This is a genomic window from Paenibacillus sp. RC21 (genome assembly GCF_044907935.1).
Lineage (GTDB): Bacteria > Bacillota > Bacilli > Paenibacillales > Paenibacillaceae > Paenibacillus > Paenibacillus terrae_A.
In genome coordinates this window covers 1-9083 of sequence record NZ_JBIYCS010000019.1, presented here as the reverse complement: position 1 = coordinate 9083, position 9083 = coordinate 1, and the positions used below count along the sequence as shown (strand labels likewise).

The 9083-nt window shown below is 40.9% G+C and carries 11 protein-coding genes and 1 pseudogene; all 12 read left to right on the top strand.

Annotated features, from left to right (window positions below; genetic code table 11):
* The first annotated feature begins 139 nt into the window (after positions 1-139).
* Complete coding sequence (locus ABIA61_RS26515) at positions 140-532, top strand: hypothetical protein (protein ID WP_404581504.1); 393 nt, start codon at positions 140-142, stop codon at positions 530-532.
* A gap of 160 nt (positions 533-692) precedes the next feature.
* Positions 693-1538 carry a tyrosine-type recombinase/integrase gene (locus ABIA61_RS26510; RefSeq protein ID WP_404581503.1) on the top strand — a complete coding sequence of 282 codons (846 nt, stop codon included), beginning with the start codon at positions 693-695 and terminating at the stop codon, positions 1536-1538.
* A 176-nt stretch (positions 1539-1714) separates the two neighbouring features.
* Positions 1715-3265 carry a phage terminase large subunit gene (terL, locus tag ABIA61_RS26505; protein WP_404581502.1) on the top strand — a complete coding sequence of 517 codons (1551 nt, stop codon included), beginning with the start codon at positions 1715-1717 and terminating at the stop codon, positions 3263-3265.
* 203 nt (positions 3266-3468) lie between these two features.
* On the top strand, positions 3469-4104 hold the full coding sequence (bluB, locus tag ABIA61_RS26500; protein WP_404581500.1) for a 5,6-dimethylbenzimidazole synthase: 636 nt from the start codon (positions 3469-3471) through the stop codon (positions 4102-4104).
* Between the two features lie 139 nt (positions 4105-4243).
* Positions 4244-5545, top strand: coding sequence for a phage portal protein (locus tag ABIA61_RS26495; protein ID WP_404581505.1), 1302 nt, complete (start codon positions 4244-4246; stop codon positions 5543-5545).
* Positions 5535-5915, top strand: a complete 381-nt coding sequence (locus tag ABIA61_RS26490; protein WP_404581499.1) for a hypothetical protein — start codon at positions 5535-5537, stop codon at positions 5913-5915. The genes ABIA61_RS26495 and ABIA61_RS26490 overlap by 11 nt, the downstream gene beginning before the upstream one ends.
* Before the next feature lie 400 nt (positions 5916-6315).
* Positions 6316-6930 carry a DUF4355 domain-containing protein gene (locus ABIA61_RS26485; protein WP_404581498.1) on the top strand — a complete coding sequence of 205 codons (615 nt, stop codon included), beginning with the start codon at positions 6316-6318 and terminating at the stop codon, positions 6928-6930.
* A gap of 31 nt (positions 6931-6961) precedes the next feature.
* Positions 6962-7792 (top strand): phage major capsid protein, encoded by an 831-nt coding sequence (locus ABIA61_RS26480; protein WP_404581497.1) that lies wholly within the window; start codon positions 6962-6964, stop codon positions 7790-7792.
* Between the two features lie 97 nt (positions 7793-7889).
* The gene (locus tag ABIA61_RS26475) at positions 7890-8108 is read left to right on the top strand and encodes a hypothetical protein (protein WP_283652770.1); all 219 of its coding nucleotides are present in this window, start codon (positions 7890-7892) and stop codon (positions 8106-8108) included.
* Entirely contained in the window at positions 8101-8412 is a 312-nt protein-coding gene (locus ABIA61_RS26470; RefSeq protein WP_404581495.1) for a phage head-tail connector protein, read from the top strand. The genes ABIA61_RS26475 and ABIA61_RS26470 overlap by 8 nt, the downstream gene beginning before the upstream one ends.
* A 59-nt stretch (positions 8413-8471) precedes the next feature.
* Positions 8472-8699 carry a hypothetical protein gene (locus ABIA61_RS26465; protein WP_404581494.1) on the top strand — a complete coding sequence of 76 codons (228 nt, stop codon included), beginning with the start codon at positions 8472-8474 and terminating at the stop codon, positions 8697-8699.
* Positions 8696-9083 (top strand): annotated as a pseudogene (locus ABIA61_RS26460) (hypothetical protein); the annotation flags it as partial. The gene ABIA61_RS26465 and the pseudogene ABIA61_RS26460, both read left to right, overlap by 4 nt.

The window sequence follows — 9083 nt, the reverse complement described above, 5'->3', positions numbered from 1 at the left end:
CAACCAAATGGGAGACCCATGTTTATCCTCGGTTAGCGGAAATCCAGGCATGGTTTGAAGAAGGCGTGAATGCAGAGGACATCATCAAGAAACTCACATAGGTAAAACGACTTGGTACGAGTATATTGATAAACATCCGATGCTGGCTGAACTAGTCAAATGGAGCAAATCTGTCCCGATCTCGCACGTGGAAAATTCACTTTTGAAAGCTGCTACGGGGTATGAATATGAGGAAATTCGTACAATAGTCGAAGAGGACAAAAATGGAAAAAAGAAGACGCGTATCGAGAAGGTGAAACGATATCAGCCTCCCAATCCAACAGCCATGATCTTCTACTTAAAGAACCGCGCACCTAACGAGTGGAATGATCGACGTGAACTGGTGGTCAATACGAAAGCGCTGGAACAGGAACGGAAGCAGCTATTTCAGGATATGATCGAAGCCGATGTGGTGGATGCCGACTATGAAGCTATTGAGGAATCGGTCGAGATTGAGGAAGGATATATGGAGCCAGATGATTCGCAGTCATAACGTTATGCGGTCAGTATTTGTGTAGATAAACGCCAGTTTCAGCCCGGAATGAGCCTGTAAAGTAGCCAGAATCAGTGCATAAGATAGGTTATGCAATCAGTGGACTTTCCCCCGAATCAACGGTATGATGTGACACATAAAGCGAAGGGTGGAGGCTAATATGGAGTATATTCAAGGGTTTGAAGCACATTTACGGAGCAAGGATCGGAGCGAGAACACGGTTTCCTGCTATATTAGGGATGTATTGCAGTTTATAACCTGGTATCAAAGGAAAACGGAATATGGACTAGACAAGTGGATTGAACTGGATGGCGTAGAGTATAAGAAGTATCTGCAAAGCACCAATCAAGCGATACTCACCATCAACCGCAAGATCGCCAGTATCAACGTATTTGCACAGTGGATGCACCAGCAAGGCTATATAAAGGAAGAAATACATATCGAAGCGGTCAGGAACAAGGTTGTTCGGCAGTATAAGGGTCTTGAGGAAAAGGATTTGTGGAAGCTGAGAAATGAAATTCACCGTATGGGTAATCGGCTGCATATCTGTATGATTGAATTGTTGCTTGGAACGGGGATACGGGTAAGCGAATTGGTTGGTATCAAGTTGAAGGATATTGAAATAAGTGAACGCAAAGGATTGTTGAAGGTATTCGGCAAGGGGAACTCTTTCCGTACCGTACCATTGAATAAGGATGTGCGAAAAGCCGTTACTCGGTATCTCGAAGTCAGACCACAAGTGGAATCAGAATATCTATGTATGGGGCAGCGTGGGGCATTAGAGCGAAATGCGGTAAACCTGATCCTGAACAAATATGGGGATCGGGTCAATGTAAAGGTGACACCACATATGCTCAGACATACGCTTGGCTATAAGCTGGTAAAATCGACTCCTTTGACGACAATCCAGCAAATCCTTGGACATGATCACGTAGCAACCACCAATATTTATACCCTAACAACACAGCAGGATATGGCTGAAGCCTTGGCAAATATCGAGTGGTAAGCAGCCACTCTTTTTGTCGTGGATGGGAGGGGGGCTTCTATATGTAGAAACAGAGCCGCCAGCAAAGGGTGCAGAAATTTTTGTGATGGTTTTATAGTAAATTTGAGAAAGGAGCCAGAACAATTGACACAATACAGCAAGAAGAGGAACGACAAGCTGAACTGCTTAAGCAGTATATGGAGAAGCATTTCAAGCCGCCCAAAATGAAACAATTGATCGAAACGTTCTCTTTCTCCGAACTCCGCAAGCTTATTGGTGAGATGGACATTGAGTTTTTCGCCTTAGCCTATTTCCCTAAATATTTTGATCGAGCGTTTGGACAATTTCACAAAGAGCTATTCGCGGAATTAAAACATATGCTTGCAAATACAGGACTGATTACGGCTTTTGGACTCCCAAGGGAGCATGGAAAGTCAACGATCAGTTCTTTTTTATTTCCACTATATGCAACTTTATATGATAAATCACAGTTTACGCTGATCATATCTGCCACAGAGCAAATTGCATTGCCGTTCCTCGATATGATCAAAGATGAGCTAGAAACAAATCAGATGCTGATTGAGGATTTTGGGATTCGTAAAGGGAGCCGCTGGAACAACAATGAAATTTGGCTCAAGAGTAAAGGTGGACTGGATTCCTGCATTATGATTCGTGGGATTGACGGTAGTCTGAGAGGTATTCACTATAAGCATCATCGTCCTACGCTGGTATTGATGGATGATTTGCTCAAGGAAGACACTGCACGATCCGAGGCCAAACGAGAACAAATTAAAAATACGTTTACAGATGTCATCCTACCTATTGGCACAAGGGATACGAATATTCTGATCTGTGGAACCATCTTGAATGAAGAAGACATCATGGCTGATCTGCTCAAGGGTAAGATACCAGGTGTAAGAAGTGTCCGTAAAGCAGCCGTGCTTCAGTTTTCAGAACGAGACGATTTATGGTCAGAGTGGGAGCGAATGTATAATAACTTGCAGGACGAGGATAGGATCAATACGGCCTTGTCTTTTTTTATGGCTCACGAAAAAGAAATGCTAGAGGGGACGGAAATCCTGTGGAGCGAGTACTTGGACTACTATTATTTGATGTGCAAGAAGCAAGCGATGGGCGAAAAATCATTTTATAAAGAGCTACAAAATGATCCGCGTTCAACAGACGAATACATATTTCAGAATCTCATGTATTGGGACAGGCTACCTGAGTTTGAGGAAATGGAAATCGCCATGTATATTGATCCAGCCATTAAAGCTGGGAAGAAAAATGACTATTCTGCGGTTTCAATTATTGGTCAGCACCGAAGGACGAAGCAGATGTATGTGATTGACGGTAACATCTATAAACTGCTGCCGGATGATTTGTTCCAAGTAGCTATTGAAAAATTGAAGCTTTACCCTGTAGATAAGCTGGGATTTGAAGTCAATCAGGCACAAAGCTATATGAAGCAAAAGTTTGAAGAAGAGCTATGGAAGGCGAATATACATACACCCGTAGAAAGTGTGCATTCAAAAGGGCAGAAGCATGAACGTATTATGAGCTTGGAGCCGGAAGTGAAGAAGGGTCATATTCTGTTCAATGCAGATAACATTCGATATAATAACCAGATAAAGGATTATAACCGAAACTGCCAATATGATGACGCGCCAGATAGTTTATATGGGGCTGTCCAATTGATTCAGTCAGTGAAAAGTCTGAAATTTTATGATCGAAGTTTGTTGTTTTGAGGGTCAGGCAGTTTAGACTACAGATTGATAATGAACTGCAAGAGATAATATTGATTTCAAGCATAAATAATATTAGAGTTATATCATAAAAATACCAATTTCAATGTAAACTTGAGTCTGAAGCCCTGTCATAATCATTTGAGTACTGGCGCATTCTCAGTCTTATTTAGGCTGGGGATTTTTGTTTTAAGGGAGGGATTAAATTGTTAAATGATTTTGAAAGAGAAGGACTATTTAAGGCCATTTTTGAAAGGAGAGATATTCGATCATTTAATGGAAAACCCATATCCAAAGATAAGTTAAACAACATATTAATGGCTGGTCATCATGCACCATCCGTTGGTTTTATGCAACCTTGGGATTTTATTGTCATTGACTCTCAAGGGGTTAAAGAACAATTGGCGCATGCATGTCATAAAGAAATACAAGCGTTGTCCATACACTATGAAGATGAAAAAAAGACAAGATTTCTCTCGCTAAAATTAGAGGGGATAAGGGAGGCACCTATAACGATCTGTATTACATGTGATCCCACGAGAGGTGGTGGACATGTACTTGGGCGAAATTCTATTCCTGAAACAGATATTCTATCCGTCGCCTGTTGTATCCAAAATATGTGGTTGGCGTCTTATGCAGAAGGGATAGCTATGGGATGGGTTAGTTTTTACAAGAAAACAGACGTACGAGAAATACTAAATATTCCGCCACATATTGACCCTGTTGCTTTGATTTCATTAGGATATACGGATTTTTATCCTACAAAACCAATCCTAGAACAAGAAGATTGGGAGAGGCGTCGAAATCTGAATAATCTAATACACCATAATGCTTGGGAATAATTTAAAATACAATTGAATCTTCCCTTTAGATATGATGCTAACGGAAACCATAGTGCCATAAGGAACTACCTTTTTAAAGGTGGTTTTTTTATTTATTTAAGCAACAATTACATAGCCCATTTTGAAAGGATTTGATGAGATACAAATTACGGAACAAATCATTATAGAATGTCTAAATGAACTCCAATCGGCTGCAATTGCTAAACAGAAATATTCAGATTACTATAATGGCCAGCATGCCATTCTGAAGAACTATGCAATGCAAGAAAGTCGAAGCAATCAAAAGCTTATCTTCAATTTCCCACGTAAGTTTGTAGATAATGAAGTGGGCTATCTGCTCGGTAAGCCAGTAAACTATGTGTCCAAGTCGGATCAGGATGAGGCTATACATAATATAGATGTACATATGAGTCATTGGGACAAGGAGCATAATCTACAGCTTCGGAAACAATCCGAAATCTTTGGCGAGAGTTTTGAATTGAACTATATCGACTCGGATGGTCAGTTTTCAGCCACAGTACTATCCCCTTTGAATGCCTATGTGTTGGAGGACGGTACGGCAGAAAGAAATGTACTATTAGGACTACATAAATTCACGAGACGATTTGATAAGCAAGTGTATCTTGACGTGTATACCGATCATGAAATTCTACACTATACACTCGGCAACGATGATAAACCCAATCGGAGTAGGCAGAACCAATCACCTGAACTAAAATATATCGGCAAACATAATCACATCTTTGGAAGAGTCCCACTCATCTCCTGTCCAGCCAATACAGAGAGAAAAAGTGGCTTCCATGATGTGATTTCTTTATTTGATGCCTATAACGCGTTGAACTCTGATTTGGTCAATGAAATCGCAGATCATCGCAACGCCTATCTCGTGATTGAAAATGCCAAGCTGGAAGCTGAAGATTTATTGAATATAAAGAAGATGGGCATTATTCAGGTTCCGGCTGGGGGGAGGGTAAACTGGCTTACGAAGGAGATTAATGATTCTTTTGTAAAGAACGAGTTGGATAACATTGAACGGAAAATCTTCGATATGATGGATCAGGTTAATTTTAATGAGAATTGGGCTAGTAATACATCTTCCTTAGCATTGCGAAATAAGCTGCTGAATTTAGAGAATCGAGTGGCAATGCGTGAAGCGTTGATGGAAAAGGCGATCAAGCAGCGATTATGGAATTTCTTTACGTTTCTGCACATTAAAGAAGGCGTGCAATATGATTACCGGGATATCGCCGTAAAATTCACAAGAAACTTGCCAACAGATTTAGTGGGGATGGCAGATGTGAAACTGAAAGAAGTGGTCTCACAGGAAACGTTGCTTACACTATTACCGTTTGTCGAGAATCCCAAGCTGGAATTCAATAAATTTCACGCAGAACAACAACGATTAGTAAATTCGGCTGAGGAGGTATCAAATGCAGAATAAAAATAGTGTCAAGCGGTTGGTTAAGAATAATTGTGCTTGTTATTTGGGAGCAAAGCACGGTATCCCAAACTATTGCTGTTTACAAGATGGCCCATGTGTATTTTTCGCTCAAGATGATGGTCTACCCCGTTGTACCTATTTTGAAAATGGAGTGCTGCCAATAGACGAGAAGCTGGAGCGAGATTATAAGTCTGAACGGAATATAGAATCTGAATTTAAAACAGCGCAACCGAGGATGAACTGTCAGAAATGTAAGGCTACTTTTTCAGCGAATTCGAATCGGCAGAAATATTGTGAGAAGTGTAAGGATAAGAATGCGAACGAAAAGACGAATTTACGGATGCGCCACATGAGGAAAAAACAGGCTTGATGTTACGCTTTAGAGGTTTAAAAAGTCCAATAAACAAAGGGTGAAAAACAACCCAAAATGAGGAGTTGGTATGTTTGTATCTATTTCTCGTTTTTACGTTTTCTAATGCGTAACATCATTGTAGCAGGTATGACGTTAAACGAATTGAACATACATATACGTGTTCGAAAGCTCGAACCCAAACAGACTCGGTGTTACGCTTTAGGCTATCCAAAAGCCCTATAAACAAAGGATGAAAAATAGGTAAAAGTGGGGAGTGGTATGTTTGTACCTTTTCCTCGTTTTTGTGATTTCTAAAGCGTAACAACACTGTCCTGAGCATGACATTAAAAGGCTCCATACATATATAAGCGTGTTCGGTTCTGCGTAGTCGAATGGGCGATAAAGGAGATTATCGAAAATGAATTTAGAACAAGTGAAGCAGTTGATTGAAGAAAATCAAACAAACGAGGAATGGCAAACGTATCTTCAGGGCTTGAATCCGTATAACGTGGAAGGGATAGAGCTATACATCCAATCTAATCAGCAAGCAAAAAGTTGGTTTGATAGCACCGTGGACAAACGATCCGCTAAATCGCTGGAAACATGGAAAGCCAACCATTTGGAAAGTGCAGTAGATGTTGAGATCAAGAAGCGATTCCCGGCTAAGGATGAGAAAGAAATCGAGGTCGAGAAGCTACGTGCCGAAGTGGAAAATATGAAGCTAGAGAAGCAGCGTGAACGGTTAACCAGCCAAGCGATCAAAATTGCATCCGAAAAGAAACTTCCACTCCCGTTAGTAGATTTTTTTGTTGGTACAGATGAAGAAGCGACGACAGCGAATTTAGCTATGTTGGAACAATCGCTGCAATTGGCTATACAACAGCAAGTCAAGCAACGACTCAAAGGAGATGGCTATACACCTCCGGCTGGTTCAACAGGTAGCACATTTACATTGGATTCGATTAAAGGGATGTCCCCAAACGAGATTAATCAGCATTGGGATCAAGTCAAACAAGCATTACAAAACAAATAATAATCAATAGAAAAGGACAGGGTGATTAGATATGACAGTACAAAATTTTATTCCTACCATTTGGAGCGCACGTTTAAATGAAAGCTTGAAAAAGAATTTGGTGTATGGGAGCGTGGTCAACACCGATTATGAAGGTGAAATTAAAGGTCAAGGCTCGACCGTGAAAATTAATTCCATTGGGGCAGTAACGATTGGCAACTATGATAAAGCTGCAGGAATCGGTAATCCGCAGGAACTGGATGCTACGCAAAAAACGTTGGTGATCGATCAAGCGAAGTATTTCAATTTTCAAGTGGATGATGTAGATGCTGCTCAAGCGAATGTAAACTTATTGGATGGTGGGATCGTGGAAGCTTCCTATGGACTAGCCAATGTGGTGGATCAGTATCTTGCTGGATTCTACACAGAGGTCAAAGCTGAGAATACGATGGGCAATGATACAGCACCTATTGTCCCAACGAAAGATACAGCCTATGATTTGCTGATTGATTTAGGCGTACTATTGGACGAAAATAATGCACCTGAATCGGAACGATTTGTGGTGGTTCCTGCATGGTATTATGGCTTGCTACTGAAAGATGCTCGTTTCACCAAAGACTCGAATATTATCCGCACAGGCTATGTCGGAGATATTGATGGGATGACGGTGTATAAATCCAATAATGTGCCGAATACCGCAGGAGCTAAGTATAAAATTATTGCAGGTCATAAAAGTGCCATTTCCTTTGCAGGTCAAGTGGATTCGGTCGAAGCATTCAGACCAGAGAAACAATTTTCGGATGCAGTGAAAGGGTTGCAAGTATTCGGAGCCAAATGTATTAAGCCCGAAGCCATTGCTGTACTTACAGCCAATAAGTCATAATTGAAAATGTATGATTATGAAAACACATTATAATAGAAGAAACACGTTCGGGGTGTCCGTTTTGGATGCCCTATTTTATTTTTTGGAGGGTGATAAGATGTGGTTTTTGAATCAAGAAACAGGCTGCACATGGGAAATCACAGATCAGGAGTTAATGCTGCGTTTACAGGCTAGTGGGCATTATGAGCAAGTGGAGGAACCTCAACCAGATGAGACTAAGCAAGAAGCAACCCAAACGAAAGCCCAAACTGTAAGAAATATGAAGCGTAACGAGAAGGCACAGATAAAGGAGGAACAGGAGGCAGCACATGAGTGATTCATTGAATTTACTTAAACGGTTATTAGGCATTGAACCAACAGACATATCGAAGGATGATATCCTGATCCACTACTTAAACAAAGCGAGGAGTAATATTCTTGGGTATTGTAACGTGGCAACACTGCCAATGGAATATGATGATGTCATGGTCGATTATGCGGTGTATCTCTATAAAAATAGGGAGTCAGTTGGCTTAGTAATTAAGCAGGAAGGAGAGCGCTCAGCTACATATGAAACAGGGATTCCAGCAAGTATCCAGCTGGCTCTTCCTCTGCCTAAAATTAAGGTCGGTACAGACTGATGTTTTACTATACGAAGCTAGAGATTTTGGATACCGTATTCATACCCATTCGATCAATGATGGCAGATGTACAACCTTATCGTAAAAGCTTTTCATTTGAAGATGGATATACACTGGAGACTACATATCGAGCTTTCTGTCCATTGGAATCCTTATTGCAGTCGAATGGCTATGTCCGAATTGGTGAGGATATCTTTATTATTTTGGACATCAAGGAATGGAGTGATTACGTGGAGTTGTACCTGTATCGCTGTAAGCCAGATTTTACATTGGAGGTAGAAGAGTGACAAGAAGCTTAGAACCCATGTTGGATTTTTTTCTACGAGAGAAAGGCGAACTTGTGCAAGTTAATAGTGTAAAGCAGCTTGCTCTGATCCGGGATGCGACAGATACCATTCGAATGACCGATGAAAAAATTATCCGTGCAGCAACACCCTTACATACAGGAGATATCGTGGATTATCGTTATAAACGGTATTTAATTACCAGTCAGGTGGATCGAAATGAACAGTCTTGTCGAGGCAGAATGAAAAAGTGTAACCAACGGCTGGCTTTGAACTGGAGTGGACAGGTGAAATGGTTTGATGCTGTGGTGGAATCCAGAACGTTTTCAACAGAAACAGGTAAAGTTATCTCCATGCCGGAGGGCAACATCCTGATTACCGTACAAG

Excerpts from the sequence above, each read along its gene's own strand:
- ABIA61_RS26515 (WP_404581504.1), top strand. The coding sequence starts at position 140 with ATGCTGGCTGAACTAGTCAAATGGAGCAAATCTGTCCCGATCTCGCAC.
- ABIA61_RS26510 (WP_404581503.1), top strand. The coding sequence starts at position 693 with ATGGAGTATATTCAAGGGTTTGAAGCACATTTACGGAGCAAGGATCGG.
- terL (WP_404581502.1), top strand. The coding sequence starts at position 1,715 with ATGGAGAAGCATTTCAAGCCGCCCAAAATGAAACAATTGATCGAAACG.
- ABIA61_RS26490 (WP_404581499.1), top strand. The coding sequence starts at position 5,535 with ATGCAGAATAAAAATAGTGTCAAGCGGTTGGTTAAGAATAATTGTGCT.
- ABIA61_RS26485 (WP_404581498.1), top strand. The coding sequence starts at position 6,316 with ATGAATTTAGAACAAGTGAAGCAGTTGATTGAAGAAAATCAAACAAAC.
- ABIA61_RS26480 (WP_404581497.1), top strand. The coding sequence starts at position 6,962 with ATGACAGTACAAAATTTTATTCCTACCATTTGGAGCGCACGTTTAAAT.
- ABIA61_RS26475 (WP_283652770.1), top strand. The coding sequence starts at position 7,890 with ATGTGGTTTTTGAATCAAGAAACAGGCTGCACATGGGAAATCACAGAT.
- ABIA61_RS26470 (WP_404581495.1), top strand. The coding sequence starts at position 8,101 with ATGAGTGATTCATTGAATTTACTTAAACGGTTATTAGGCATTGAACCA.
- ABIA61_RS26465 (WP_404581494.1), top strand. The coding sequence starts at position 8,472 with ATGGCAGATGTACAACCTTATCGTAAAAGCTTTTCATTTGAAGATGGA.